Origin of the sequence: Streptosporangium heterodermiicola, from assembly GCF_051390675.1 — a bacterium.
GTDB lineage: Bacteria > Actinomycetota > Actinomycetes > Streptosporangiales > Streptosporangiaceae > Streptosporangium.
In genome coordinates, this window is record NZ_JBPJSR010000018.1 from 145670 (window position 1) to 172586 (window position 26917).

Sequence of the window (26917 nt, forward strand, 5' to 3'; positions counted from 1 at the left end):
GAGGGAACAGTACTTTCGGCCGGTACAGGCCGGTGGGGCGCCTCGCCTAGCCTGGACGCCGTGCGTGTTCCCCATCGGTCCGAGGTGGCGACCGGCGTCGGGCTCGGCGCCGTGTTCGCGGTGGCCGTGGCCTTCCAGGCGTACCAGGTCGCGGACAGCTGGGGCGCCGAGCACTGGCCGTTCGGCGCGGCGGTCGCCGCCTGGGTGTGCGCGCTCGCCCTGGTGCGCCGCCGTAGCCCGCTGTGGACCGCCGTCGCCGGTCTGACCGTGGCCGCGCTCGCCGTCCTCGTCACCCGCCTCGTCCACCTGCCCGCCGAACCCAGCCCCGCCGCGTCCCTGGGGCTCGCGGTGCTCGTCGGCTCCGCGGTCAGGACGCTGCCCGTCCGTACGGCCCGCGCGGTGGCCGTCGCGGGACTGGCCGTGGTGGCGGGCGCCGTCCTCGCCAGCCCCGGCTCGGCCGTGCCGGTGGTGAGCGGCCTGCTCTGGCTCACCGGCCTGGGGGCCGGGGCCGGCCTCCGGCTGCTCGCCCTCAGACGCCGTACCGTGGCCGAGGGGGTACGGCGCGCCGAACGCCTTGAGCTGGCCAGGGAGCTGCACGACGTCGTCGCCCACCACATCACCAGCATCGTGCTCCAGGCCCAGGCCGCCCGGCTCGTCACCGCCAGGCACCCGGAGAGGACGGCCGGATCCCTCGCCGGCATCGAGACCGCGGGCTCGGAGGCCCTGGCGGCCACCCGCCACGTGGTCGGCCTCCTGCGCGACGCCGTTCCCGTCATCGAGGGCCGTGAACGGCTCGGCGAGCTGATCGAGGGCTTCGGGAGCCACGGCCGCCGGGCTCACCTGCGGATGGACGCCGACCCGGCCGGCTGGCCGCCCCAGGTGAGCGGCACCGTGTACCGGGTCGTGCGGGAGGCGCTGACCAACGTCTCCCGGCACGCCCCGAACGCCCGCGAGGTCACCGTCCGCGTCACCCAGCACGAGAGGGCCGTCACGGTCGAGGTCGAGGACGACGCCCCCCGGACGCCCGCCCGCCGCTACCGCCGTTCCGGGTACGGCCTCACCGGATACGGCCTCGCTGGATACGGTCTCATCGGGATGCGCGAACGCCTCGAAGCCCTCGGCGGCACCCTGACCGTCGGCCCCCGCCCCGGCTCCGGCTGGTCCGTCCACGCCACCATCCCCATCACCTCCACTACCTCCACCGGCGAGCACCGATGACCATCCGGGTGCTGCTGGCCGACGACCAGGCGATGATCCGGGCCAGTCTGCGGATCATCCTTGAGGACCAGCCCGACATCACCGTGGTCGCCGAGGCGGGCGACGGCGTCGAGGCGATCGAGCAGGCCCGCAGGACGCGCCCGGACGTGTGCCTGGTGGACGTCCAGATGCCCCGCCTCGACGGGATCGAGGTCGCCCGCGCGCTGGCCGGGGCACCGACCAGGGTGGTCATGGTCACCACGTTCGACCTGGACGAGTACGTCCACGGCGCGCTGCGCTGCGGCGCGGCCGGATTCGTGCTGAAGGACGCGGGTCCCGTCCTGCTGGTCGAGGCCGTGCGGGCCGCGTACACGGGGGACGCGCTCATCTCGCCGTCCATCACGCTGCGGCTGCTGCGCCACCTCACCGGCCGCGGAGCCCGGCCCGGAGTCGGGCTCGGGGCCCGCGTACCCGCGCAGCCCCTGAGCGCGCGGGAGACCGAGATCGTCCAGGCGATCGGCAGGGGACGCACCAACCAGGAGATCGCCGACCAGCTGTTCATCTCGGTGAGCACGGTCAAGGGATACGTGTCGGGCATCATGGCCAAGCTCGGCCTGCGCAACCGGGTCGAGATCGTGGCCTGGGCGTGGGAGAGCGGGCCGCCCGGAGGACGATCCGGTAACCGGTAGGCATCGGATCCGGCGATACCGGCGACATGCGGGATCAATCATCGGGTAGGCATGGCCCATGTCTTCTTCGCGGTACGAGCGGTACGAAGGGTGGTCGCTGGCCGGGCGGTACCGCCTCGTGGCCGGGCTGGGCAGGGGCGGCATGGCGACGGTGTGGCGCGCCCATGACGAGCTCCTCCACCGTGAGGTCGCGGTCAAGGAGGTCACGATCCCGGACCACCTGGCCGGGCCGGAGCGCGAGGTCCTGCTGGAGCGCACCATGCGGGAGGCGCGCCTCGCCGCGCGGCTGAACCACCCCAACATCGCCGCGGTGTACGACGTGGTGCGGGCCGACGACCGCCTGTGGATCGTGATGCAGCTCGTACGCTCACGCAACCTCGCCGAGGTGATCGCCGAGGAGGGGCCGCTGCCCGCGCCCGCCATCGCGCGCGTCGGGCTGGAGGTGCTGTCGGCGCTGGAGGCCGCCCACGCGGCCGGGGTCATGCACCGCGACGTCAAACCCGCCAACATCCTGCTCACCGGCGACGGGCACGCGATCCTGACCGACTTCGGGCTGGCCACCGCCGTCGACGAGGACGTGTCGCTCACCAGTACGGGAATGGTGGTGGGCACGCCCGCCTACATCGCCCCCGAGCGCGCCGGTGGCGTCGCGTCGAGTGCCGCGAGCGACCTGTGGTCCTTCGGGGCCACCCTGTACGCCGCCGCGGAGGGCCGCTCCGCGTTCGGGCGCAGCACCGCGCTGGCCACCCTCGCCGCCGTGCTGACGGCCGACCCCGAGCCGTTCAGGTACGCCGGGCCCCTGGCGCCCGTCATCACCGGCCTGCTCGACAAGGATCCCGCCCGGCGCACCGACGCCGTCCGAGCCCGGAGACAGCTGGGGGAGGTGGCCACGCTGTGGGAACGGGACACGGACAGCACCGAGGCGCCCTTCCCCGCCGTCCGCGTCGCGCCCCCGGCCACCGGCCGGAGTCCCGCCGGACGCTCCTGGCACTCCGGAGCCGGTCGGCGTTCCACGGATCACCACCTTCACGCGGACATCGGTCGTTATTCCACCGGTCACCACCTTCAGGCGGACGCCGACCGGCGTTCCACCGGGGAGGCCGGGCCCGCCCTGGCGCGTCAGCGGAACGCCGGGCGCCGGCGCCTGTCAGCGGGTGTCGCGGCCCTGACCGTCGGCGTTCTCGTAGCCGTCGCCGTCACTGTCGCCGCCGAATGGCGAAGCGGCGGGTCCGGCGGGCCTGAGCGGGTCGCCCCCTCCGAGGTCGCTCCCGTCACGGCGCCACAGCCCACCCGTACCCCCGGGACGCGGCAGGTGCTCGACGAGGAGAGCCCTACCGCCACGCCTCACCGTGGTGGGAGGACCCACGCCGCCCCCAGGGCGGCGGCCACCGGATTCCCCGAGACCGGATCCTCCGAGACCGGTACGTCCGGAACCGGCGCGAAAGAGGCCAAGCCAAACTCCAACAAGGACAAGACCAAGAAATACAAGCCGACGCAGAACGGCAACGGCAACGGGCACGGGCACGGGAACGGGAAGAAGAACTAGCCGCAGACGCGCCCTTCGCGGCCATGGTCGGCCATGGTCCCTGACCTCACCGATCCGGCGGGACGCCACGGCGTGGGGGTCTCGACCGGATGACCAGGGCCTCGACACCCGCTTTCGGAGAGCTCGGAGGCGGCCGTGAATACGGGCCTCGACGAGGTCAGGTGATTGTTCCAGCGTGAGGGGCGCCCACCCCCCTGCGATTTTTGGACCGTTCCATGGGGACTCAGGTGACCCTCGACGACGCCGACCACGGTGAGGACCAGTCCCGCGAAGCGTGGTTTCTGCGCGAGGGAGGTGGGATCTCGGAAAAGCGCAACATCGCCACCTACGTGGAGGTGGGCTCCAAGGTGGTGAACGATGTGCGCGTCAACCTCGGCCACTCGGAACACCTGCTGATCGAGGATCTGGACGAGGGCATCAGGAAGCTCATCGCCGACGAGGTCTATCCCGGCAGGTACGTCATCGACTGGATCTACACCGAGCGCCCCGCCTGCCCGGAGCACGACTACGCGTTCCCCCCGAAGCGGCACGACGCGTTCGCCAAGGAGCTGCGGAGGCACGCCATTCACAAGGAGGGAGAGGAGAAGGCGCGCTGACGGCTCCTGCCCGGGAGAAGGCGTGGGTGGTGTGCGCCCGGGAGACGTCCTCGGACCGGAGCCGGGGGCCGGACCCCGAGCCCGCGAGGGGCCCGGCCTCGACGGCTCGGAGCGGTCAGCCGAAGGTGCCGTTCTTGACGCCGTCGATGAAGGTGGTCCATTCGGTGGCGGTGAAGACGAGTGCGGGGCCGGTGGTGTCCTTGCTGTCGCGGACGGCGCGGCGTCCGCCGGACAGTCCGGCGACCTCGACGCACTCGCCGCCGTTGCTCCCCGAGCGGGTGGACTTGACCCACGTCGCCTCTGCCAGTTCCCGGTTCAGGTCCATCTCTTGGTCGTCTCCTTGATCAGCTTCAGTGACTCGCGCTGGGACAGCGCCTCGACGCGGATCGCCTCGTATCGCAATGCTAGAGCGGCGACCTCGTCGGGGCGATCGGTTACCTGGCCCGCACCGGCCGACTCGATGTAGGCCGCGTTGACCACGCCCCTGCGCGCGTGGGCGATGACGAAGCCACCGTTGATGCCGGTCGTCGTGCGGGCGTCGAGGGGAAGGATCTGGATCGCGACGTCGGGGCGCTCGCCCGCCTCGGCGAGGTGGCGGAGCTGCGCGGCCATCACGTCGTCCGCGCCGACGGGACGGAGCAGGACGCCCTCGTCGATGACCGCCCAGAGCATGGGACGGTTCGCCCGGTCGAGGATGGCCTGGCGCTCCATCCGGGCCGAGACGTACTCCTCCAGCTGCTCGGGGGTGATGCGGGGCTCGCCGCGCAGGATGGCCTCGGCGTAGTCGCGGGTCTGGAGCAGGCCCGTGACGACGAGGGGGTGCCAGGCCCGCAGGGTCTCGGCCTCGCGCTCGATCTCGATCCAGGGCCTGAACCAGTCGGGCAGCTGGCTGCCCACGTGGCTGACGAGATCCCACAGGTTCGTCAGGGCGCCGTCGAGCCTCAGGACCTTGTCGATCTTCTCGGTCATCTCCCGGGGAGCCTTCCGATGGGTGAGCTCCACCATGCTCACCAGGCTGACCGACCACCCGATGCGGTCGGCCAGTTCCTTTTGGCTGAGACCTGCCTCTTTGCGACGCCTGCGGAATTCCGCGGCGAAGTATTCCTTTGGGGAGACGGTGGAGCTGATGCCCGGGGGGATGGTCATTTCTGTCCTCTCGTGAACACACACCCGGCTCCTGTGCATACACGCCCGGCTCCACATAACCGTGTAGTGACCGTGCGTTCGGAGTCACTACCGACAGTAGTGGTTGTTTGGGATTCTTGGAATACCCGGTCGGTGGTTATCGGGACTCGGGTCAATGAGGCGAGAAAGCCCGGAGGGCGAAAGGGCGTTCACCATGCAAACGGCCAGAAGGCTGGGGGAGCTCTTCCTGCGGAGAGAACCTGAATCAGTTTCACGTGCACGCGCGATGGTGCGCGAACTCCTCGGTCCCGATCACCCCGCCTACGAGCGGGTGCGGCTGGCCGTCTCCGAGATCACCACGAACGCCGTCGAGCACTCCACCCCGGGCCCGGTGGGTGACCTGGTGATGGTCGTCCTGAAGATGGTCAACGACTTCATATACGTGGAGGTCACCGACCCCGGCTCCGCGTCGAGCAAGCCACACCTGCGGGTCGGCTCCTCCCCGGACGCGGAGGACGGGCGAGGGCTGTTCATCGTCGACGAACTGTCGGCGGGAAACTGGGGCGTCCGCGACTTCGGGGCGGTTGGCCGTACGGTGTGGTGCGCCATTCCGGCCGAGCCCACGGCTCCCGTGGAAGAGGCCGCCATTCTCGCCGTACGGCCGGAATAGCGGGCACTGTGGCCCGCGATATGTGGCAATTGGCAAAAAACCCGATCCCCACACTCCACAAGCGCGCTGTGTATGTCTTACGTGTCTTCGCCACTGTCCGTGTAAAGGCAGAACGGGTGCCCGGCGGGGTCGAGGAGGACCCGGACATCGTCCTGCGGCTGGTACGCGGCGAGCGTCGCGCCCGTCTCGATCGCGTGGTCGACCGCGCTGTAAAGGTTGCCGACCTCCAGGTCGAGGTGCATCATCATCTGCTGTGAGCCGTCAGCGTTCGGCCAGACCGGCCGTACGTAGTCCGGGGACGTCTGGAAGCCCAGGTAGGTGCGCCCGTCGGCCGGTGCGACCGTGGCCCAGCCCGGCTCGTCCTTGGTGATCTTCCAGTCGAGAAGGCGCGCGTAGAACCGCGCGAGTTCCTGTGCGTCGGGTGCGTCGAGTACCACACCCCAGTAGTGAGAGTCCGTTCGTCCGCGCATGGCTGCGCCCCTGCCCCGAAAGCCGCTCGGATCACGCGCGGCACGGGCACCCTTCGGGGCGTCGCTTCTCTTCCTCCATGCCCACGACATCGCGGGCCAGGTGAAGAAGGTGTGCCCTTCGCGGGGCGTGCGGGCAGGACGGTCGTCGCTCTCCTGGACACTGCAGGTATGCATGACGAGAACTCCCGGTCAGGGGATCACACCGCTCGGACGGGATCCGGCGGTGAGGGGGACCCACGGTCAGAGGGTCGCGCCACCCAGGCGGGACCCGGCCGCGAGGGTCATCCCCTGCCGGGGTCCGGCTGTGAGGACTACGCCTTCCCCGTCCCGGCACAGTCCCGCGAACGGCCGGTGGACGACGACCACGAGACGACGTCGTTGCGGCTGCCGTTCAAGGCTCCGCTGTGTCCCGGCAACCTGTTCGGGCATCTCGCCGCGACCGCCGTGCCCGGGGTGGAGGAGTGGCGCGACGGCGCGTACCGCCGCACGTTGCGCCTGCTGTACGGCCACGGCGTCGTCACCCTGTGGCCGATGCCCGACCACGTGGGCTGCCGCCTGACCCTCAGCGACAGCCGTGACCTCCCCACCGCGATCGGCCGGTGCCGGAACCTGCTCGACCTCGACGCCGACCCCGTCGCCATGGGAGACCGGCTCCGCGCCGACCCGGTGCTCGCGCCCTTCGTGGACGAGCACCCCGGCCGCCGGGTGCCCCGCACCGTCGACGCGTCCGAGCTGGCCGTACGCGCGGTGCTCGGGCAGCAGGTGTCCACCGCGGCCGCCCGCACCCATGCCGCCCGGCTGGTCGTCGCCCACGGCGAGCCGATCACGGACCCCGACGGAGGCCTCACCCATCTCTTCCCCACCCCTGAGGCGCTGGCCTCGCTGGACCCGGCGAAGCTCGCCCTTCCCCGGACGCGCCGCGCGACGCTCACCGGCCTGATCACCGCCCTGGCGGACGACGAGATCGACCTCGGGCCCGGAGGCGACCGGCAACGAGCCCGCGCCCAGCTCCTGGCGCTTCCCGGACTCGGACCCTGGACCGTCGAGACCATCGCGATGCGCGCCCTCGGCGACCCCGACGCCTTCCTGCCCACCGACCTCGGAGTCCGCGTCGCCGCCCGCGACCTCGGCCTTCCCGTCACCCCCGCGGCGCTCACCCGCCACGCCGACGCCTGGCGACCCTGGCGCGCCTACGCCGTCCAGTATCTCTGGGCCACCGGAGAGCACCCCGTCAACCGGCTACCTGAGGTCCCGTAGACGCCGACCCCCACCGGCGCCTACGGGACCGCGCATCACCAGGCGACGGGGAACGCCGACAGGCCGTACACGACGTTGAACGAGCGGAACTCCGGCTCGCCCGCCTCGCGCAGCCCCGGGAAGCGTTCGAACAGGGCGGAGAACGCGATGCGCATCTCCATCCGGGCCAGCGGCGCCCCGATGCAGTGGTGCGCGCCGTAACCGAACGCGACGTGGGCCAGGTCGGGCCGTTCGATGTCGAACCGGTCCGGGTTCTCGGTCAGCGCCGGGTCACGGTTGGCGGCCGGGAGCGAGACCACCACGATGTCGCCCTTCGCGATCGGCACCCCGGAGATCTCGGTGTCGGCCATGGCCATCTTGGTGGCGCCCTGATGGATGATCGTCAGCCAGCGCAGCAGTTCCTCGACCACGCCGCCGACCTTGGCCGGGTCCTCGCGGAACAGGTCGAGCTGCTCGGGGTGGCGCAGCAGCGCCAGCGTACCCAGGCTGATCATGTTGGCCGTCGTCTCGTGCCCGGCCAGCAGCAGCAACCCGCCGATGCCGACCAGCTCGTCGTTCGACAGGTCGTCACCGTGCTCGCGGACCAGCATGCCGATCAGGTCCTCACCCGGTTCGGCCCGTGCCTGCCCGACCAGCCCGGCCATGTAGGTGCTCAACCCCACCTGCGCCTTCCCGCGCTCCTCGGCCGCGCGGTTGAAGTCGAGGAGCGTGGCGCTGAGGGCCTGGAAGTCGTCCCGGTCCTCGTAGGGCACCCCGAGCAGTTCGCAGATGACCAGCGACGGGATCGGGGTGGCGAACTGCGAGACGAGATCGACCGGCGCGCCGGTACGTTCCATCGCGTCCAGATGGTCGGCGACGATCTCGCGGACCCGGGGCTCCAGGCGGCGGATGCGGCGCATCGTGAACTCGGGGGTGAGCATGCGGCGCAACCGGGTGTGGTCGGGCGGGTCCATCAGCAGCAGCGCGCCCGCGCGGAGACGCTTGTTCTGCTCCTCGCTCATGGGCGGAAGGTTGACGCCGCTGGCGTAGCTGAACAGCTCGGCGTTCCTGAGCACGTCGCGCACGTCGTCGTACCGGGTGACCAGCCAGGCCTGCGCGCCGTAGGGCGTGGAGACACGTTGCAGGCCGGGCTGTTCGCGGACGACGGCGAGCTCGGGATCGGGGTCGAACTCCTGGCGGCGCATATGAAGGGGCAACATGTCGTCTCCTGAGGGAATCGGGGCTACCCCACAAGATCTCGCCAATGGAACGATCATGCAATCCCGGCCGGCCGGGCCGCCGACGGCGTTCTTCCCGGCCACGATGTGACCTGTCCACGTCACCGAGCTCGCCGAAGCGATCTGACAGGTGGCAGGTAGTCGGCGGGCCCGCACCCTCCTCGCCGTACCGCGTGTCGTGCTCCGTCACCGGATCGGACATGCGGGCCGGCCCGAGTGATGAGTTGTCGCGCCCGGACCCGTCATACCTACGACGGGACACGACGAGGCGGAAGGATGACGTGATGAGTGCGGACACGCGGCTGGAGGAGCTGGGCGTGAGCGGGCTGGACAAGGGTCGGCCGGACGAGGGCGGGCTGGGCGAGGGCGGCCTGGGTGTGAGCGGGCTGGGCGAGGTCGACGAGCCGGCGTTCTCGGGGCTGGCGGAGCGGCACCGGCGGGAGCTGCACGTGCACTGCTACCGGATGCTCGGGTCGTTCGAGGACGCCGAGGACACCGTGCAGGAGACGTTCCTCCGTGCCTGGCGGCGGCGGGAGACCTTCGAGGGGCGGTCGACGTTCCGGGCCTGGCTGTACCGGATCGCCACCAACGCCTGCCTGGACCTGCTCGCCAAGTGCCGCCCGGAGCCCGCGACCGGCGGCGAGGTGCCGTGGCTGCAGCCCTACCCGGACCGGCTGCTCGACGAGCTGCCCGCGGGGGACGCGGACGAGCCGGAGACCGTCGCCGTCGCGCGGGAGACGATCGAGCTGGCGTACCTGGTCGCGGTCCAGCACCTCGCGCCGCGCCCGAGGGCCGTGCTGATCCTGCGGGACGTGCTCGGCTGGCCGGCGAGGGACGTCGCGGAACTCCTCGGGGACTCCGTCAACTCCGTGAACAGCGCGCTGCAGCGGGCCCGCGCCGGCATGCGGGAGCACCTGCCCGCCGAGCGGCAGGACTGGACCGGTGGCGAGGAGGACGCCGGGACGCGCGAGCTGGTGCGCCGCTACACCGACGCCAGCGTGGCCACGGACGTCGACGGGCTCGCCGCACTGCTGAGGGAAGACGTCCGCTGCTCGATGCCGCCCACGCCGGGCCTGCACGTCGGCCGCGACACGGTGGTGAACGACTGGGTCGAGAACGGCTTCGAGAGCATGGAACGGCTGCGCGCCGTCCCCACCTCCGTGAACCGGCAGCCCGCCGTCGCCTTCTACCTCTGGCGGAAGCCGGAGGGCGCGTACCTGCCGCTGAGCATCGACGTCCTGCGCGTCACCGGCGGGGCGATCACCGAGATCGTCGCGTTCCACGACGACCGGTTCCCGCGGCTCGGGCTGCCGGAGCGCCTTCCGGCGGACGGCACGGAGTAGTCCCGTGCGGACGCTCGCCCTGCGAGGTGGCGCGCGTGTCGCGGTGGTCGCGGCCGAGTGGCGCGACGCGTTCGGCGTCGTCACCCGCGGGCGGGTGCAGCTGGAGCTGCGCGACGGCGAGCCCGGCCCGGTCCTCGGACGCGACGCCGGGTTCTGGCTCCGCGGCACCGGCGTCCGCGCCCTGCGCAACCCCGGCCGCCGTACGGCGAGGGTGCGCATCGTCACCCCCGGGGCCAGGACCGTCACCCGCCGGTCAACACACCCTTACACCGGTCACCGAACGATGGAGGATGACATGAACGGCATGAACGACACCGAGGTCGTCGCGGGCCCGGCACCGGGCCGGAGCAGCCGCACCCCTCGACTCCTCGGGCTCGCCGGCATCGGCTTCGCCGCCGCGCTCGCGGCGATGGCGGCCACCACCCTCGCCGCCGCGCTCGCCCAGGCCGCCGGCGTCGACTTCGAGGTCCCCGACGGCGGCGAGACGATCCCGTTGCCCGGGTTCGCCGTGGTGACCGGCTTCTTCTCGGTCGTGGGCGTCGTCATCGCCGTCGCCCTTCTTCGCTGGAGCGCTCGCCCCGCCAGGCGATTCGTGTGGACGGCGGTGTCGCTGACCGCGATCTCGCTGGTCCCGCCTTTCCTCGTCGGGGCGAACACCGCCACCGTCGTCGCCCTCCTCGGGCTTCACCTCGTCCCCGCGGCGGTGATGATCCCCACCCTGGCGCGGAGCCTTCGCGCCAGGACCGATTGACGATCCCGCGACGGGACAACGCGCGGCGCGGGGGCGCGCGCACCAACCCGGCACCCGGCGCTGCCATCCTCCACGCCAGGTTCCCACTCCTGGTCGGCTCGAAAGCCGAGTCGCGTTTGCGAAGCGGCACAGGCCACCTCGCGGGATGAAGGCGGTGCCGTTCGTCGGCACGGGCACATATGGAAAAGACATCTTGTGCAAGAGTTCTTGTGTATCTAGGCTGGGTCAATGCCCGATCCTTCAAAGCGCGAGGTGCGCGACTCGAAGGTGCTCGCCGCGATGTCCCATCCGCTGCGCCGACGCCTGCTCGACATCCTGCGGGTGGACGGCCCGGCGACGGCGTCGATGCTCGCCGGTACGACCGGGCAGGCCGTCGGCAACATCAGCCACCACCTGAAGGTCCTCGCCACCAGTGACCTCGTCGAGGAGGTGCCCGAGCTCGCACGCGACCGCCGGGAACGCTGGTGGCGCAGGTCACCGGCCGTACTGGCCTGGTCCCCGTCGGACTTCCCCGACGATCCCGTCGCGATGGCCGCGGAGTCGCTGGTGCTCGACAGGCAGACGGCGCTGGCCAGGCAGTGGTTCGCCGAGCGCGACGGCTATCCCGAGCCGTGGCGGCGAGCGGCGTTCACCACCGATCACTGGGCGCGCCTGTCGGTCGCCGAGCTCGCGGACCTGGAGGAACGGATCCTCGCCCTGCTGACCTCGCTGAGCGACCGGGAGGTCCCCGACGACGGCCAGGAGCGCGAGCCCGTCTTCCTGACCGTACGCGCGGTTCCCGGACGGCCGTGACCACCGCGCGGGTCGCGCGAGCCGGACCGCTGCGGACGCGCGACTTCCGGCTGCTGTGGGCCGGTGAGACGACCAGCATGCTCGGCGGCTCCGTGGCCGCCGTGGCGATACCGCTGGTCGCCGTGGTGACCCTGCGGGCGAGCACGTTCACCGTCGGGCTGCTGACCGCGGCGGCCTGGCTGCCGTGGCTGCTGGTCGGACTGCCCGCCGGCGCGTGGGTGGACCGGCTGCCGAAACGGCCCGTCATGCTGGTGTGCGACACCGTCTCGATGGTGGTGTTCGCGAGCGTGCCGATCGCGGCCTGGCTCGGCGTGCTCACGATGACGCATCTGCTCGTGGTGGCTACGGCGGGCGGGGTGGCGAGGGTGTTCTTCAGCCTCGCCTACCGGGCGTACCTCCCGATCCTGGTCGAGGGCGAACGGCTGCTGGAGGCCAACACCAGGCTCCAGGGCAGCGAATCGGCCGCGCGGATCGCCGGCCCGGGACTCGCCGGGTTGCTCGCGCAGGCGTTCGGCGCGGTGAGCGGGGTGCTGGCGGACGCCGTCAGCTTCGGTGTCGCCGCGCTGTTCCTGCGCTCCGTGCGCGCCCGGGAGGTGCGTAGCGGCGGCATCGCCGAACGGCGGCTGCTCGCCGAGATCCGCGACGGCCTGCGGTTCGTGGCGGGCGACCCTTATCTGCGTACGCTCACCGTCTTCAGCGCGATCTCGAACATCGCGTTGATGGGTTACCAGTCGATCCAGGTGGTGTTTCTCACCCGGGATCTGGGCGCGGGCGCTGGGCAGGTGGGCGCCGTGCTGGCGCTGGCCGGGGCGGGCGGACTGGTCGGCGCGATGCTGGCCGGCCGTATCGCCACCCGGTTCGGGACCGCCCGGGGGTTCCTGCTGTGTGAGGCGTTCGCCGTTCCGATGCTGCTGCTCGGGCCGAGCGGCAGCGGCGGCACCGGCATGGCGGTCTTCGCCGTCGCGGGCTTCGGCATCGGAGCGGGCATCGTCGCCTCGAACATCCTGACCAGCACCTTCCGCCAGCGGTACTGCCCGAGGGACCTGTTCGGCCGGATCACCGCGAGCACCTCGGTGCTGAACTACGGCGCGATCCCCCTCGGAGGGCTGCTCGGCGGCACGCTGGGTGAGGTGCTCGGCGTCCGCGAGACACTCTCCCTGATGGCCGCCGTCCAGCTCTGCTCGATCACCGTCCTGCTGCTCGGCCCGATCCGCCGCCTGCGCGACCTGCCCACCCTCCCACGCGTACGGCCCTGAACATCTGTCCCGTACCGGCGGGGCCTCGGACGTCGGCTCACCTGCTCACCGCGGTGGCCAGGGCGCGCACCCGTTCGGCGTGCAGGTCGTGGCCGATGACGACCGGCGGCTCGTTGTACGGCATGGCGTCGGAGGAGCGGCGCAGCTTGACGTACTGCCCGCAGGCGTCGACGGCGTAGGGCTCCATGTCGTCCTGGAGCGCGCCGATCACCGTGATCCCGTACGTCTCGCCGATCCGGCGGAACAGCGCCACCGCCTCCCTGCGGTGCTCCTTGCCGAGGTTGCGGCCCAGCTCGTCGAGGACCAGGCACAGGTGGCTGCCGCCCGAGGACGCGATCGCCGCCGCGCAGACCAGTTTCACGGCCTTCTCGTCCATCAGCGCGGTGTTGGCCCGCCGGTTGTACGGCACGAACCCCTGCCCCTCGCCCCGGCGCCACTTGGGCGTCACCCGCCACGCCCAGCGCTGCTCGGGGTCGGCGGGCGCGGGCGGGACGGGGAACTCCAGCGTCGCGCCGTAACCGCCGTAGGAGGTGTCGAGCTTGTCGAACTCCTCGGCCACCCGGGTCAGCCGCGCCCTGATCGCGGCGGTCAGCGCGGCCCGGTGCACGGCGGTGGACTGGGCCGCCTCCTCGGCGCCCCTGGCGGCGGCCGTCAGGTCGCGCTGCCGGGTGACGATCTGCGTCTCGATCTGGCGGCGCCGGTGCCGCTCGTACTCCTCCTGACCGCGCAGGTAGGACGCGAGCGCCGAGCACACGCCGGGGAACGTCGCCTGCTCGCGGGCGGTGCGCCCGGCACCGGGCGCGGTGCGTTCCCTGACCAGGAAACGCAGCTCCTCGGGCATCTCCTCGTCCTCGCCGGGGAAGGTGTCGCGCAGCGCCTCGTCCAGGCGGCGCTCGGCAGCCCGCCACCACTCCTCGGAGGTCAGCGGGCGCTCCTGCTCGTCCAGGGCGCCCAGCCACTCCCGGGCCCCGTCGACGGTGCCGCCCCAGTCACCGGCCAGCGCGTCCAGCCCGAGCGCGTCGCGGTCGGCGGCGATCCTCGCCGCCTGCTCTGCGGCCTGGTCGCGATCGGACTCGTGCCGGGCCCTGCGGCCCTCCAGACGCTCGATCTCCATGCTTCTCGTACGGGCCCGGAAGTCCAGGCCGCTCGCCCGGCGCTCGGCCTCGTCCACCTTCGGCGCGATCCCGGCCAGCGCCTCGGACAGCTCGGTGAGCGCGCTCCGCCGCCCGGCCAGCCGGCGCTCGATGTCGGCCAGCTGCACGGACGCCTTCGCCCCCTCAAGCCTCCTGCCCGCCTCGGCCACGGTGTCCTCCGCGGCCCGTACGACGGCCGCCGCGCTCTCCTGGGTGTCACGTGCCCGGTGCAGACGCTGCTCGGCCGCCTTGATACGGGCCTCCCTGCCGGTGACCGCGACCTCGAACGATCCCACGACGGTGACCCCCGCCGCGCTGACCAGCACCGATCCGGGCAGCGTGCCCAGGGCCCGCGACGCGGCCTCCAGGTCGGCCGCGTCGACGATCACCGCGTGCTCGTGCGGCCACCCTCGGGCTCCCAGCGCGGCCTGGCCGCCTTGTCGTGGCGCGGCCTCGTCGTCGCGGGCCTGCTCGGCGACGTCGATCGCGTCGAGCAGGCCGGTCGCCCCGACACCCGCCTCGGCGAGCGCGTTGAGCTGGGCCGCCGCCGGGCCGCCCTCGGCGTCGTCCAGCGCGGCCTTCGCCCCCTCGGCCTCCCGGTCGGCCACGCCGAGCGCCTTCAGCGCCTCGTTCAGCCGCGTCCTCGCCTCGGCCAGCTCGGCACCCGCCGTCGCCACGTCGCGCCCGTCGGCCAGACGGCGCTGCTCCTCAAGGCCGGGAATCCAGCCGCGCAGCTCGTCGACCGAGTTCTCCGCCACCGCCCGGTCGGCGTCCAGCTTCGCCGCGCGTGCCTGCAGGGTCGTCAGCTCCCTGCGCGCCTCGGCCAGCCCGCGCTCCAGGGTGTCGTCCTTGAGCGTGGCGATCTCGGCCCTGACCTCGGCGATCGCCCCCGTGGCACGGTCGCCCGCCGCGCGGGCCCGCTCCAGCTCGGCCGCGAGCGCGTCGTCCCGCTGCCCGGCGTCGGCCAGCCTGCGCGCCAGCCGCCCCCGCCAGCAGCGCAGCGCGTCGGCCAGCCGGACGCGGGCCCGGTCACGCCTGTCGAAGGTCTCCAGGAGCGTACGCGACTCGCCCTCGAACTCTTTCAGCAGCTCCATGGCCCGCGTCGCCCGAACCCGTCTGGCGTGCTCGTCGCGACGGGCCTCCCGCTCCTGGTCGAGCTCGGAGTCCAGGCCGGTCAGCGCGGCGATCGCCTCGAAGACCCGTTCGGGGGAGATCTCGTTGAGGGGCTGGGAGAGCAGGTTGGTGGCGACCTTGCTCCGTACCGAGGTCGACAGGAACGACACGCACCTGACGCGGTCGCCGTACAGGAACCTGGTCAGGTCGCGCGCCACCACGTCGCGGCGTCCCGCCGAGCGGGGCAGCGCCGCCCACAGCTCGTCGGCCCGCGCCACCCGCTCCGCCTCCGAGGCCGCCACCGCCAGGTGCACCCCCTGGATCCACCTGATCTCCAGGTGCGGTGCCTCCTGGTTGACCCGCAACCACACGGTCACCGCGTCGTCCATGGAGGGGTGGTGCGGGGAGGCGGGGTCCGGAGAGGTCGTGTCCCCGGAAGTCGTGTCTGAGGAGGCAGGGTTCGAGGGGGCCGTGTCCGAGGGGCCGCCCGGAGAGTCGCCGTTCGCGGGGGCGGTGCTCGCGAGGCCGGTGTCCACAGGGGCGGTGCTCTCGGAGCCGGTGGTCGCGAAACCGCCGCTCGCGGGGCGGGTGTGTGCGGGGCCTGTGGAGACGGGACCCGTGTGCGTGGGGGCGGCCGGTGCGAAGACGCCGACGATGTAGCCGTGGTCGGCGCTGGCCCACGTCCGGCCGCCTCCGCCCGCCGCGAGCTCGGCGTTGAACAGCAGCTCCGCGACGGATTTCGCCCCCGAGGCGAAACGCCACTGCTCGTCCCCGAGCAGCGCGGTGATCATCGCGATGAACGACGACTTGCCCGCGCCGTTGGAATCCTTCGGCCCCGCGCCCGCGACCACGATCAGCGTGCCCGGCACGGTCGGCACCGGGTGGGTCGAGAGCCGGGAGATGTTGACCGGCTGCACGGCGATCAGCACCCGGTCGCCCACCACGTTCTCGCTCGGGGCGGTGACGCGGGTCGCCTCCACGGGGACCAGGGCCGCCTGCGTCCCCCCCGGGTTCTCGGTGGTCTCGGAGTCCCTGGTGTTTCCGCTCCTGGCGCTCTCCGCCCGGACGTTCCCGGTGCGAGCGGCTCCCCCGACCTCGGCGGGGGAGGCCTTCCCGGCCCCGGGTGTGCCGGTACGGGTCTTCCTGGCCTTGGCTCCGGTTGTGCCTGTGTGCTTCTCCCCAGCCCCAGCCCCAGCCCCGGTTGTGCTCGTGTGGTTCTCCCCGGCCCCGGCCACGCCGGTGCGGTTCTCCGTGGCCTTGGCCCGGCTCCCGCGCGAGCTCTTCGCGGCCTGGTTCCGCTGGTCGGTCAACCCCGTCGGTCCTTTCTTCCGTCCTGCTTCCGGTGCCCGGAGCACCGGGTCTCCGGCATCCCGTCCAGGGCCCGGCCCATCGTGAGGCGCCGGGTCTGATTCGTCGTGAGCGACGGCCTCCTCTTGGCCGCTCGCCGCCGGGGTCCCCGGCGTCCCGTCGTCGTGAGGGGCGGTCTTTCCCGGCCCGCTCACCGCCGACCGGCCCGTACGGCCGCCGCCAGCGGGGTGTGCGGTCCCGCCGCGAGGATCAGCTCCTCCTGCAGGCGGCGTCTGGCCTGCGGGGTCAGCCGGTGGAACTGCGGCCCCGGCACGTAACCCCCGGCCTCCTCGCCCGCCTTCACCTGGGTCACCAGACCCGCGTGGCGCAGGACGCGCAGCGCGGCGTCCAGCTCGCCGATCGGCAGCCTGGTGTGCCGCCGAAGCTCGTCGACCTGGGCCGGGAACGGCGAGAGCCAGCTGTCGGCGGGCAGCAGGCCGTCGGCCCGAGGGATCGCCACCGAGTGGATCAGCACGAGCACCAGAACCGCCCGCTCGGACTCCCCCAGAGCCGAACCCACTCCTGAGCCCATCCCCGAGGTCGCGCCCGTGCCCACTCCCGAGGCCGCATCAGTGCCCACTCCTGAGCCCATCCCCGAGGTCGCACTCGCCCCCATTCCCGAAGCCGTACCCGCGACCGCTTCCGGGCCCGCTTTCGAGCTCGACCCCGAGGTCGTACCCGTCCCCGGGACGACCGTTTCCGCTCCCGGTGTCGAGCCCGAGACCGGTCCGGGGAGCGTGTCTCCTCCCGCGAGGGTCTCGGCCGCGTAGCCCGAGGTCCACGTGTCGCGATCGTGGACGAGAACCCGGCCCCGGCGCTCCAGCATCTCGGTGAGCGCGCGGCGCAGCACCGGGTCGCGCAGCGCGGGAAAACGGGCCTCGTGCACCGGCTCGGCCGCGTGCTCCACCGCCATGAAGGCCGCCACGAGCTCGGCCCTGCGCCGCTCGTCGAACGGGCCGAGCAGATCCTCGTCCACCTCCTCGGGAACCGTGACACCGGCCCCCGCCTCCGCGTCGTCGAAGGCGCCCTCGGCGACCGGCAGCACCTCCAGGCCGCCGGGAACCTCCTCACCGGAGGGCAGGCGGCGCATCAGCTCCCGCAACTGGGCGTGCGACGCGGCGGGCCAGGAGGCGCACCGGGGGCCGAGCCGTACGAGACCGCCGGTGACCTCCAGCCAGGCCGAGTCGTGCAGGCGGCGCAGCGCGCCGACCGCCCAGTTGCGCATGAGGTCGTCGCCGCGCCCGATCAGCGCCCGGTACGTCGACAGCACGTCGTCCACCGTGGCCGTGCCGCCGGGCCAGGGGTCGGCGGACAGGTCGGTCCAGCAGCACCGCAGCGCCGCGGCCAGCACCCGCCTGGTCTCCCCGGATCGTTCCACCGCCATCGGCGCGACCTGGTATTCCTCCAGGAGCGACGGGGTCGCCCCGTCGGGCCAGACCGGCAACGCCACGCCCGTACCGTCGCCGCGTCCCAGCCGGGCCATCCCCGCGGGAGCCGCCTCCCCGGCCGCGAGCGGGAGAGGACCGCCCGCCCTGGCGCGGACGTGCGCCGTCGCCTGCTCGTACGTCACTCCCGCCGCGACCGCGCGCTCGTGCGCGGAGGCCGTCGCGGCCGGTGTGTGTCGCGGATCAGCCGGCACCGCCGGTCCTTTCGAGGTGGCCGTGGGAGAGCCAGGCGGGCTCGCCGCCGGGGTCGGCGGTGAGGCCGTCGGACCAGCGCAGCCGGTACGGGGAGTCGGGACGCAGGTCGGCGGAGACGAGGTCGGCCAGCAGGCGGCGGGCGGAGACCCACTCTCCGTCGGCGGTGAGCAGCTCCTCCAGCCGCGCGGTGGAACGCCCGGCGAGCGCGGCCTCGGCCACGGCGGTCAGGTGGTCGAGCCCGTCGGTGCCGGGGGTGTGGGTGTCGGCGGGACCGGGGTCGGGCAGGGCGGAGCGCGGGGGAGTGGGCTGGGCGGGTGCCGGGCGGGGGCTCTCGTCCACGGCCCTGACGATCGCCGCCGGGTCGTGCCAGGGGGCGGGGGCGTCGAAGACGAACCCGTCGAGCACCGAGGCGAGGCGCTCCCTGCTCGCGGTCTGCGCGAAGGTGCGCCAGGTCTCCGCGGGGAGCAGCGTCAGGTTCCTCGTCGTGCCCGCGGAGTCGGCCAGGCGCCCGGCGGCGCGGCGCGAGGCGTCGCTGTAGGAGTAGATCGCGGCGCGCAGCTCGGTGCAGGTGCGGTCGAGGTCGGGCCAGCGGGTGAGGATGGTGCCGTGCAGGCTCTGCGCCCGCCGGGCGATCTCCTCGGTGCCCCACAGCTTCGGTGCCTGCTCGCGCAGCTCCTCGATGGTGCCGCCGGTCAGCGTGATCAGCTCCAGCGCCCACAGGCGGAAGGCGCGCGACAGGTTCTGCGCGCTGGCGCGGGCCTCCTCCATCGTCGTGCGGGGGTCGGCCACGTTGAGGTCTTCGAGCGCGAGCAGGCGGTGCATCTCCGACTGGCCGCCGTCGTCCATCATCCGGCGGATGAACATCAGCCCCACCACGCTGGTGAACGACGCGCGGTAGCGGAGCTGGTTGGGCTTGGGGAACACCTCGCGGATCGCGCCGAGACCGCGCAGGACCCGGAGCCGGTTCTCGAACCGGTCGAGCGGGTAGGCCCGGCAGACGTGGCGCATCTGCTCGTGGGTCAGCCACTCCTCGCCCGCCTCGGCGAACGCCGCGAACAGCGTCTCGGCGATGTCGACCAGCGCCGGGTCGTCCACCACCGCGCCGCTGTCGCGGGCGAGCGCCGCGAACATGCGGCGGTAGGTCGAGAGCACGGCCTCCTCGGTGAGGGCCGAGTCGAGCGTGATCTCGTGGTTCGTCTCTGGCACGCGCCCTACCGTAAGGCTTGCGCCCGACAATCCTGACCCGGACCGCCGGGAAGCGCCCGTACGCCACGACAGGGCCGAGGCCGCGGGCCAGGGAGGACAAGGGTTCCACCGCGTACGGGGCCGCTCCGCGAGGTCGCCGGGAGGCGGGGCGCGGACGGATCGAAGGCGGACCGGGACAGGCCGAGATAGGCCAAGAGAGGCCGGGAAGCGCGGGGGTGCCGGGGCTTACCGGGGAACGCGATGGGGACCGGCCGGGAAGCGTTATGGGAGCGTGCCCACGATTCTCCGACAACTATTCGCAACATTTAAGACAGATCGCAACATCCGACGTACTGTCGGAGCACCAACCCCCCCGCGGTGACAAAGGTGATGGAGATGGCGACCTCCACAGCACGCATCGACGAGGCCAAAGGCATTCTCGCCGCCAGGCTCAGGGCGCTCCGCGCCGACGCCGGGCTGACAGGGCGAGCGCTGGCGGCGAAGACCGGCCTGGACCACACCAAGATCTCCAAGATCGAGAACGCGGTCCAGATGCCCAACCAGGCGGACATCCGTACGTGGTGCGAGGCCTGCGACGCGGACGAGCAGGTGGTCGACCTCATCGCGGCCGCCCAGAACATCGACGCGATGTACACCGACTGGCGCCGCCTGGAGGAGAGCGGCCTCGGCCACGTCCAGCGCTCCTTCCAGCCGCTGTACGACAAGACCCACCAGTTCCGCGTCTGGCAGCATTCGGCCGTCCCGGGCCTGCTCCAGACCGGTGACTACGCCCGGGGCCACCTGCGCGCCATCATCGACTTCCGCGGCATCCCCGACGACATCGAGGCCGCGGTCGCGGCGAGGCTGAAACAGCAGGAGATCCTGCGCAACGGGAGCAAGCGGTTCGCGTTCGTCGTCGGGGAGCAGGCGCTCCGCATGCCGCTGGTCGGCCCGGAGCAGATGGCCGCCCAGCTCGACCGGCTGGCGGAGCTGACCTCCGGCACCGCGAACGTGTCCTTCGGCATCGTCTCCGCGACGATCAGGCCGCCGCTCATGCCGCCGGAGAACTTCTGGATATACGACGCCAACCGGGTCCGCGTCGACACCGTGCCCGGCCAGATCCAGCACAAGGCCCCGAGTGACGTGGTCGTGTACGAGAAGGCGTTCCGGGCGCTGAGCGGTGCCGCGGCGTACGGGAAGGAGGCCCGCGACATGCTGCGGGCCGCGGCCGGAGAGTTCCGCGCGAAGTGACGCCCCGAGAGGTATGACGCCCTCAGAAGGCCCCGGTGGGCCCTGAGGGGCCCTGAGGGACGGGGCTCCCGAGAAACGTCGCGAGGGGCTTCGCGCGGAGGGAGGCTCCGGGAGGCGATGCTCCACGTGGTTTCCGGGAAGCGATGCTCCGCGCGGAGTAGAGTCCCGGAAGGCTCTGCGGGGAGAGGCTCCCGGCGAAGCGGCGGTTCGTGAAAGGGGCGCTTCGCGAGGAGTGAACGCGCAACATCACGCAACATCGTTGAGGCGGGCACCCGGCGATCCTTACCCTCGCCAGCGTGACCGTTGATCACAGAACCCCCGAAGACCTCGCGCCTCCTCCCGCCGAACTCCGGGCCCGTGAACTGGCGGCCCTGCTGGCCCGATCCCACAACATCCCGGCGGACGTCCATCGCCTGCCGTCCGGAAAGATCGTCATCTCCGTCTACTACGGCCTGGTCGCCCGCCTGGACGACGCGTGCCGCTTCTGGTGGATCGTCCCGGTCTCCGCGGACCGGGACAGACCGCTGTGGACGAGCGCCGCCACCCCGGTCGCGGCGGCGATCCGGATAGCCGGCCACTACCGGGAACTGCGCACCCGCCCGCTGATCCACCTGATACACGGCGGTTACCTGCTGACCGACGTCCTGATGGAACACCACGAGGCCGCTGCCCCGATTTGACCGCTCTCACCAATTCCGTCCCCAACTCAATGCACTCGCCGAGCCTGTCGTAGTTCGATGTCTCCCACCACGATCGCCCCGGTTACGCACCGCATCCGGAGCCACCTCCCCGGAGCCCGCCCCCGGCATCCGGCGAACACGAGGCCGGTCACTCCGGAGGGAGGGCCGCGCGACCCGTCGTGACCGGCATTCGCGGCCGATTCGGCCGCTTCGCACGGGTCGCGTGCACCTTTCGCGAAGGTGTCCGCCGATCATCAGCCCTCATCGGGTGCGCGGTGAAGTCTCCGACCTGCGCGAATCACGGCTCAATGCCCCGTGTTTCGTGTTTAACTCGGACTTGCGGTAGTCACCCGACTTCCTTGGGTAGTGTCCCCGGGCCAGATGAGAGTGCGCGGTGCAGCAAGGGGGAGACGATTCATGATCAGCGTCCTGATCGCCGAGGACATGCATCTCGTCCGAGGGGCCATGGTCGCCCTGCTCTCCACGGAGAGTGACATCAAGGTCGTCGCCGAGGTCGGTCACGGCGACGAGGTGGTCCGCTCCTGCCTGCTCCACCGGCCGGACGTCGCGCTCATCGACATCGGCCTGCCCGGCACCGACGGTCTCACCGCGACGGCGGAGTTGCACCGCAGGCTTCCCGAGTGCGGGACGGTGATCCTGACCGGCCTCGCGGCCCCGGCCGCGCTGTGCCGGGCGCTGGACGCCGGAGCGCGTGGCTTCGTCGTCAAGGACGCCCCCGCGGGCCAGCTCGCGGGCTGCGTACGCCGGGTGGCCGCCGGTGAGCGGGTCGTCGACCCCGAGCTGGCCGTCGCCGCCCTCAACGCGAAGAGAAACCCGCTCACCGCCCGCGAGCTGGAGGTCCTGGAGGCCGCGGCCGAGGGAGCACCGGTCGGAGAGATCGCCGACCGCCTCTGCCTGTCCGGTGGCACGGTACGCAACTACCTGGCGCGGATCCTCAGCAAGGTCGACGCCCGCACGCGCGTCGAGGCGGTCAGGATCGCGAGGGAGGCGGGCTGGCTGTGGTCCCACGACCTGCCCGAACCGATCCTGAGCCGCTACCGCTCGCTCAACTGACCGCCCGCCCCTCCCCGCGCACCCCGGTCCCGCCCTACGCTCGACGGGTACGACGACCTCGCCGAGCCCCGGCCTGGCCGAAACGGGCCGCGCCAGGTCGAGGCAGGTCGAGGCAGGTCGAGATGGAAAGGGGCGGAAAGGGGCGGAAAGGGGCGGAGAGAGGCGGAGAGAGGCGGCGACACGATCGTGCATGCCCCCGGCGTACCCCCGGTGCTCGCCGACCCGCCGCGAGGTGTCGCGGTGCTGCGCCTGCGCGGGCACGACGTCGCGCGGTACGTGTGGCGGCCCGACCTCCCCCTGTCCGTGTCGCCGAGGCCCTATCTGCATCCGGTACGCACACTGGCCGGGGTCACCGTCACTGACGCCGCCCCCGACTCGCACCCCTACCAGTCCGGGATCGGCGTCGTCTTCCCCGAGCTCGACGGACGCAACTTCTGGGAGGCCGTACCTTCGTCGCGGGCCACGGCCCGGCCTGGCTGGACGACCACGGCACCCAGCACCACCGGCGCTGGCTGCGCCGCACGAGCACCGAACCGGCCCACACCCCGCACTGGACCGGGGCGCCCGGCAGGCGACGCTGCTGCGGGAGCGACGCTCGATCACCTGCCGGACACTGAACGAGACCGCCTGGGCGCTCGGCGTCCGGACCCGGCTCACCAACGCCGCCGAACGGCCGCTGACGTTTCGCAGCCCGGCCGCGCTGGGCCGCACCGGCGCCGGGCACGTCACGGTGCACCCCGGCGGCGAGCCCTGCCCGTGCGGCTCGCGCGGCTGCCTGCAGGCGTACGCGAGCCTCCCGGCGATCCTCGGCGACGAACCCGCGCCCCCTGGCACCACCCCCGACGTCGCCGTCACCGGCCGGGCCGAGACCGGCGACCCCGCCACGCTCGCCGCGCTCGACGGCGCCGGCACCACGCTGGGCCTCGCCCTGGCCGGCACGCTCAACATCCTCGACATAGACACCGTCCTGCTGGGCGGCAGCTTCTCCCTCCTGTCGTCCTGGCTCACCACGAACATCAGGGCGGAGATCGACCGGCGCGTCCTCGGCGCCGCGTGGGCGCCCATCACGATCCGGCCCGCCCTGCTCGGCCCGGACGCCGCCGTCATCGGCGCCGCCCTGACCTCCATCGACCGGGTCAGGCAGCACCCGGCCACCTGGCTCGCCCGGCCGTCCAGGTCCCGGCACGCCTCGCCGGTCTCGCCGGTCTCGTCGGCCTTGGAGTTCTAGGAGTTCTAGGAGTTCTAGGAGCTCTGGAACCGAACACCCGTTCGGGGTCCCCGCTAGGCGGCGGCGTCGACGAGGGCCTGGAGCAGGCGCCGCGGGTCCTCGGCCAGCCGGTTGCACACGTACAGCCACCACTCGGTGCCGAAGACGACGTACTCACGGGTGGGGTGGCCGCGTTCGGCCATCGCGGTGAGGCGGTCGGGGCCGAGGCCCAGGAGGGTCTCGAACTCCCACGGGGCGTCGGCACGGCCCGCCCCGCCGAGATGGCGGTCGACGCGGTGGATCAGGTCCCAGTCGTGGGTCGCGAACGAGCACAGGTGTCCCGAGTCGGCAAGCGACTCGGCGTGACGCAGGTAGGCGGCGGGCAGCGCGGCGTCCTCGCGCGCGTACGCGACGCTCTCCGGCTCCAGGAAGGCGCCCTTGACCAGGCGGATCCGGCCCGGCAGGGCGAGAAGCCCCCGCAGGTCCTCACCGGTGCGGTGCAGCCTCGCCTGGACGGTGACTCCGACGTGGTCGAACCGTTCGCACAGCCTCCGGTGCACCGACAGGACCGCGTCGGTGCGGTCGGAGCCCTCCGCCGAGATGATCATTTCCCGGCCGGTGCCGGCGGTCGCCCGGGCGATACGAGTGGCGTTCTCAAGGGCGAGTTCCTCGTCGATCGCGAGGCCGATGTGCGAGAGGTCGAGGGAGACGGAGCAGCGCTGCGGGAGCAGGCGGGCGGCGTCGACGAACACGGCCGTCTCCGCCAGCGCCCGCTCCGGGTCACGGCAGCTCTCTCCCATGTACTCGACGTTCGCGCGGTGGCCGCCCGCGTGGATCTCCGCTACGCGTTCCAGCGCGTCCGCGAGGGTCTCGCCTGCCACGAAGCGCCGGGCCACCCGCCGGGCGAGGGGGCCCAGCACGGGGTCCGCGGGCACCCGCCACTTGAGCTCCTCGTCGAGCGCGAGCGTGCGCAGGACCTGGGCCGCCCGGGTGGGGACGTCGGTACCGGTGAGCTGAACGGTGGTCATCGCGCGCCTAGCTGTCGAGGGTGAGGGAATCGCCGAAGCGGGCCGTGTCGACCGGCCCGACGCCAGCTTTCCAGCGGCCTGCCAGCCCAGAAAGTGGCAGAAATGCCTAATATGATGAAATTCCTGCCACTCACCGTGCCGGGCCCGTACCGTCACCAGGAGGTCTCCCATGCTGCGCGACGTCGCCGTCCTCGCCCTCGACGGCGGGCACGCCTTCGAGCTCGGGGTGTTCTGCGAGGTCTTCGGCATCGATCGCAGCGACGACGGCCTGCCCGTCTACGACTTCGCGGTGGTCTCCGTCACGGGGAGGAGCGTGCGCACCAGGCACGGCTTCCACCTTGAGACCCCGCACGGGCTGGAGCGGCTGGAGTCGGCGGACCTCATCGGCGTCCCGGCCTCCGACCCTGACGTACGGCAGCCGGAGGAGCTGTTCGAGGCACTGCGGGCCGCCGTGCGGCGCGGGGCCCGGGTGCTCAGCATCTGCTCCGGCGCCTTCCTGCTCGGGGAGGCCGGACTGCTGGACGGCCGCCGCTGCACCACCCACTGGCGCCACGGCGAGGAGCTCGCCCGCCGCTACCCGCTCACCCGGGTGGAGCCGGACGTCCTCTACGTCGACGAGGATCCCGTCATCACCGGCGCCGGAACCGCCGCCGGGATCGACGCCTGCCTGCACCTGGTCCGCAAGGAACACGGCGGCGCCGTCGCAGGCGACATCGCCCGGCGCATGGTGGCGCCCCCGTACCGCGACGGCGGCCAGACCCAGTACGTCAGGCGCCCGGACCCCGAGCAGGGCACCGGGCACCTCGCGTCCCTGCTGGTCTGGCTGGAGGAGAACCTCCACGAGGAACTGACCGTGGAGAGGATGGCCCGGCGGGCCAACATGTCACCGCGTACCTTCGCCCGCCGCTTCAACCAGGAGATCGGCACCACGCCGCTCCAGTGGCTCACCGGCCGGCGCGTCCTGCTGGCCCAGCGTCATCTGGAGAACACCGACGAGCCGGTCACCCTCGTCGCCGAACGGGCCGGATTCGGGTCGGTAGCCACCTTGCGTCACCATTTCGCCCGCTGCCTGGGCACCACACCGCACGCCTACCGGCGCGCCTTCCGCGGCCCGCGCGCGGGCTCGGGCGGCGGTCACCTCACCTGACCGCCAGGCGGGCGGCACGTACGCGAGCCGCCCGACGCCGAACCCGGGTCCCGCGGAGGTGAGCCGCCGGTTCTCAGGGCGTGACACGGGAAGCGCTTTTCGAGGTGTGAGCCATGGGAAGCACGTCGGCGACGCGTTCAACGCCCGCACAGGAAAACATTCCCGGCACTCACCGTGGACGACTCCAGAAAACCATTCTCGATAATTAAAAGGGGTTTTCCCGCCGTGAACGCCCGTGTTCCGGACATCGGGACCCGGGCGTTCACGGCGGGAAACCGATCAGAGGTGTGTGCCGGATTTGCCGGCGAACATCCAGCGGTTGCTCGACAGGGCGTCGTTCGGCTCGGGGAGCGGGCCGCGACCGTGGTGGCGGGCGAAGTCGAAGGGGGTGTGGACCGTGACGGACCAGCCCCGCTCCCTCAGGTGGCCGACGGAGTCGGGACGCGGCTCCCTGTCGAACAGGGCGAGCAGGTCGACGCCGATCTGCTGCCTGGCCGCGGCGTAGATGGGGCTGGCGCGGACCTCCGGGGTCTCCGGCCCGAGCTTGACCTCGAAGGTCAGGGTGCTTCCGTCGGCGCTCAGCCGGTCGACGGTGTCGACGAGCCGCCGCTCGGCGGCCGGTGGGAGATAGAGCAGCAGGCCCTCGGCCAGCCACGCGGTCGGCACGTCCGGGTCGAAGCCCCTGCCCAGCAACGCCCGGGCCCAGTCGTCGCGCAGATCGATCGCGATCGGGCGGCGGGTGGCCGCGGGGACGGTGGCGAGACCGTCGAGCACGTGGTGCTTGAACTCCAGGACGCCGTCGCGGTCGATCTCGTAGACGACCAGGTCCGGCGGCCAGCCGAGCCGGAAGGCCCGCGTGTCGAGGCCCGCGCCGAGCAGCACGACCTGCCGGGCGCCCGCGCGGACCGCGCGGGTGAGGGAGTCGTCGAGGACGCGGGTACGCAGGCCGAAATAGCGTCCCAGCCTGCCCCACAGGGGGTTCGCGTCCCCGCCGGGCACCTCCGCCGGACGGACCGGCCAGGTCGCGGACACCCTGGCGGTGCGTACGAAGTGCTCGGCGTAGGCGTCGCCGGCCAGGGCGTCGGGCCGATGGGTCTCGATCGCCCGCGCGGCGGCGACCATGAGAGCGGTCAGGCCGACGCCGTCCTCGACACCCGGCACGGGCCCTCCCCTCCGGTCGAGGTGCCGCCGGCACCCGGTGAA

At 72.4% G+C, this 26917-nt stretch carries 24 protein-coding genes and 1 pseudogene; 16 read left to right on the forward strand and 9 right to left on the reverse strand.

Annotation, left to right across the window (positions count from 1 at the left end; translation table 11 throughout):
* Positions 1 to 60: 60 nt before the first annotated feature.
* The 4 genes from ACSC1Q_RS32315 (at position 61) to ACSC1Q_RS32330 (ending at position 4028) form a co-directional block, all read left to right on the forward strand.
* Positions 61 to 1218, forward strand: a complete 1158-nt coding sequence (locus ACSC1Q_RS32315; protein WP_436762485.1) for a sensor histidine kinase — start codon at positions 61 to 63, stop codon at positions 1216 to 1218.
* Positions 1215 to 1886 carry a response regulator gene (locus ACSC1Q_RS32320; RefSeq protein ID WP_436762486.1) on the forward strand — a complete coding sequence of 224 codons (672 nt, stop codon included), beginning with the start codon at positions 1215 to 1217 and terminating at the stop codon, positions 1884 to 1886. Before ACSC1Q_RS32315 ends, ACSC1Q_RS32320 begins: the two co-directional genes overlap by 4 nt.
* 58 nt (positions 1887 to 1944) lie before the next feature.
* A complete protein-coding gene (locus tag ACSC1Q_RS32325) occupies positions 1945 to 3432 on the forward strand; it encodes a serine/threonine-protein kinase (RefSeq protein ID WP_436762487.1) in 1488 nt (495 codons plus the stop codon).
* A gap of 215 nt (positions 3433 to 3647) precedes the next feature.
* Positions 3648 to 4028, forward strand: a complete 381-nt coding sequence (locus tag ACSC1Q_RS32330; RefSeq protein ID WP_436762488.1) for a hypothetical protein — start codon at positions 3648 to 3650, stop codon at positions 4026 to 4028.
* A gap of 115 nt (positions 4029 to 4143) precedes the next feature.
* Here the strand turns inward: ACSC1Q_RS32330 and ACSC1Q_RS32335 are convergent, their stop codons facing one another.
* Both ACSC1Q_RS32335 and ACSC1Q_RS32340 read right to left on the reverse strand, forming a co-directional pair.
* Complete coding sequence (locus ACSC1Q_RS32335) at positions 4144 to 4353, reverse strand: DUF397 domain-containing protein (RefSeq protein WP_436762489.1); 210 nt, start codon at positions 4351 to 4353, stop codon at positions 4144 to 4146.
* Entirely contained in the window at positions 4344 to 5174 is an 831-nt protein-coding gene (locus ACSC1Q_RS32340) for a helix-turn-helix domain-containing protein (protein ID WP_436762490.1), read from the reverse strand. The genes ACSC1Q_RS32335 and ACSC1Q_RS32340 overlap by 10 nt, the downstream gene beginning before the upstream one ends.
* 193 nt (positions 5175 to 5367) lie before the next feature.
* Here ACSC1Q_RS32340 and ACSC1Q_RS32345 point away from each other — a divergent pair, with 193 nt between their 5' ends.
* Positions 5368 to 5823: an ATP-binding protein gene (locus tag ACSC1Q_RS32345; RefSeq protein ID WP_436762491.1), complete on the forward strand. Its 456-nt coding sequence runs from the start codon at positions 5368 to 5370 to the stop codon at positions 5821 to 5823.
* Positions 5824 to 5900: 77 nt separating this feature from the next.
* Here ACSC1Q_RS32345 and ACSC1Q_RS32350 read toward each other — a convergent pair whose 3' ends face one another.
* Complete coding sequence (locus tag ACSC1Q_RS32350) at positions 5901 to 6293, reverse strand: VOC family protein (protein WP_436762492.1); 393 nt, start codon at positions 6291 to 6293, stop codon at positions 5901 to 5903.
* A gap of 351 nt (positions 6294 to 6644) precedes the next feature.
* Between ACSC1Q_RS32350 and ACSC1Q_RS32355 the strand changes: the two genes are divergently transcribed.
* A complete protein-coding gene (locus ACSC1Q_RS32355; protein ID WP_436762493.1) occupies positions 6645 to 7550 on the forward strand; it encodes a DNA-3-methyladenine glycosylase family protein in 906 nt (301 codons plus the stop codon).
* A gap of 35 nt (positions 7551 to 7585) precedes the next feature.
* Here the strand turns inward: ACSC1Q_RS32355 and ACSC1Q_RS32360 are convergent, their stop codons facing one another.
* On the reverse strand, positions 7586 to 8749 hold the full coding sequence (locus ACSC1Q_RS32360) for a cytochrome P450 (RefSeq protein WP_436762494.1): 1164 nt from the start codon (positions 8747 to 8749) through the stop codon (positions 7586 to 7588).
* A gap of 302 nt (positions 8750 to 9051) precedes the next feature.
* On the opposite strand from ACSC1Q_RS32360, the gene ACSC1Q_RS32365 reads away from it, so the two are divergent.
* The 4 genes from ACSC1Q_RS32365 (at position 9052) to ACSC1Q_RS32380 (ending at position 12909) form a co-directional block, all read left to right on the forward strand.
* Entirely contained in the window at positions 9052 to 10110 is a 1059-nt protein-coding gene (locus tag ACSC1Q_RS32365) for an RNA polymerase subunit sigma-70 (RefSeq protein WP_436762495.1), read from the forward strand.
* Between the two features lie 4 nt (positions 10111 to 10114).
* The gene (locus ACSC1Q_RS32370; RefSeq protein WP_436762496.1) at positions 10115 to 10861 is read left to right on the forward strand and encodes a DUF6069 family protein; all 747 of its coding nucleotides are present in this window, start codon (positions 10115 to 10117) and stop codon (positions 10859 to 10861) included.
* A 228-nt stretch (positions 10862 to 11089) separates the two neighbouring features.
* Positions 11090 to 11653: a helix-turn-helix domain-containing protein gene (locus ACSC1Q_RS32375; RefSeq protein WP_436762497.1), complete on the forward strand. Its 564-nt coding sequence runs from the start codon at positions 11090 to 11092 to the stop codon at positions 11651 to 11653.
* Entirely contained in the window at positions 11650 to 12909 is a 1260-nt protein-coding gene (locus ACSC1Q_RS32380) for an MFS transporter (protein WP_436762498.1), read from the forward strand. The genes ACSC1Q_RS32375 and ACSC1Q_RS32380 overlap by 4 nt, the downstream gene beginning before the upstream one ends.
* 37 nt (positions 12910 to 12946) lie before the next feature.
* On the opposite strand, the gene ACSC1Q_RS32385 is transcribed toward ACSC1Q_RS32380, so the two are convergent.
* From ACSC1Q_RS32385 to ACSC1Q_RS32395, 3 genes are all read right to left on the reverse strand, one after another.
* Positions 12947 to 16465 carry a coiled-coil domain-containing protein gene (locus tag ACSC1Q_RS32385; protein ID WP_436762499.1) on the reverse strand — a complete coding sequence of 1173 codons (3519 nt, stop codon included), beginning with the start codon at positions 16463 to 16465 and terminating at the stop codon, positions 12947 to 12949.
* A 188-nt stretch (positions 16466 to 16653) separates the two neighbouring features.
* Positions 16654 to 18141 carry a hypothetical protein gene (locus tag ACSC1Q_RS32390; RefSeq protein WP_436762500.1) on the reverse strand — a complete coding sequence of 496 codons (1488 nt, stop codon included), beginning with the start codon at positions 18139 to 18141 and terminating at the stop codon, positions 16654 to 16656.
* A complete protein-coding gene (locus ACSC1Q_RS32395; protein ID WP_436762501.1) occupies positions 18131 to 19348 on the reverse strand; it encodes a hypothetical protein in 1218 nt (405 codons plus the stop codon). Before ACSC1Q_RS32395 ends, ACSC1Q_RS32390 begins: the two co-directional genes overlap by 11 nt.
* A 375-nt stretch (positions 19349 to 19723) precedes the next feature.
* Here ACSC1Q_RS32395 and ACSC1Q_RS32400 point away from each other — a divergent pair, with 375 nt between their 5' ends.
* The 5 genes and pseudogenes from ACSC1Q_RS32400 (at position 19724) to ACSC1Q_RS32420 (ending at position 23560) form a co-directional block, all read left to right on the forward strand.
* Complete coding sequence (locus tag ACSC1Q_RS32400; RefSeq protein ID WP_436762502.1) at positions 19724 to 20578, forward strand: helix-turn-helix domain-containing protein; 855 nt, start codon at positions 19724 to 19726, stop codon at positions 20576 to 20578.
* A gap of 296 nt (positions 20579 to 20874) precedes the next feature.
* Positions 20875 to 21258 carry a hypothetical protein gene (locus ACSC1Q_RS32405; protein ID WP_436762503.1) on the forward strand — a complete coding sequence of 128 codons (384 nt, stop codon included), beginning with the start codon at positions 20875 to 20877 and terminating at the stop codon, positions 21256 to 21258.
* Between the two features lie 417 nt (positions 21259 to 21675).
* The gene (locus ACSC1Q_RS32410; protein WP_436762504.1) at positions 21676 to 22332 is read left to right on the forward strand and encodes a response regulator transcription factor; all 657 of its coding nucleotides are present in this window, start codon (positions 21676 to 21678) and stop codon (positions 22330 to 22332) included.
* Between the two features lie 240 nt (positions 22333 to 22572).
* A pseudogene (locus ACSC1Q_RS32415) lies at positions 22573 to 22767 on the forward strand (DUF6807 family protein); the annotation flags it as partial.
* A gap of 265 nt (positions 22768 to 23032) precedes the next feature.
* Positions 23033 to 23560 (forward strand): ROK family protein, encoded by a 528-nt coding sequence (locus ACSC1Q_RS32420; RefSeq protein ID WP_436762513.1) that lies wholly within the window; start codon positions 23033 to 23035, stop codon positions 23558 to 23560.
* 53 nt (positions 23561 to 23613) lie between these two features.
* Here the strand turns inward: ACSC1Q_RS32420 and ACSC1Q_RS32425 are convergent, their stop codons facing one another.
* Positions 23614 to 24567, reverse strand: coding sequence for a proline dehydrogenase family protein (locus ACSC1Q_RS32425; RefSeq protein WP_436762505.1), 954 nt, complete (start codon positions 24565 to 24567; stop codon positions 23614 to 23616).
* Positions 24568 to 24736: 169 nt separating this feature from the next.
* Here ACSC1Q_RS32425 and ACSC1Q_RS32430 point away from each other — a divergent pair, with 169 nt between their 5' ends.
* Complete coding sequence (locus ACSC1Q_RS32430; protein ID WP_436762506.1) at positions 24737 to 25714, forward strand: helix-turn-helix domain-containing protein; 978 nt, start codon at positions 24737 to 24739, stop codon at positions 25712 to 25714.
* 279 nt (positions 25715 to 25993) lie between these two features.
* On the opposite strand, the gene ACSC1Q_RS32435 is transcribed toward ACSC1Q_RS32430, so the two are convergent.
* Positions 25994 to 26875, reverse strand: coding sequence for a class I SAM-dependent methyltransferase (locus ACSC1Q_RS32435; RefSeq protein WP_436762507.1), 882 nt, complete (start codon positions 26873 to 26875; stop codon positions 25994 to 25996).
* Between the last annotated feature and the right edge of the window lie 42 nt (positions 26876 to 26917).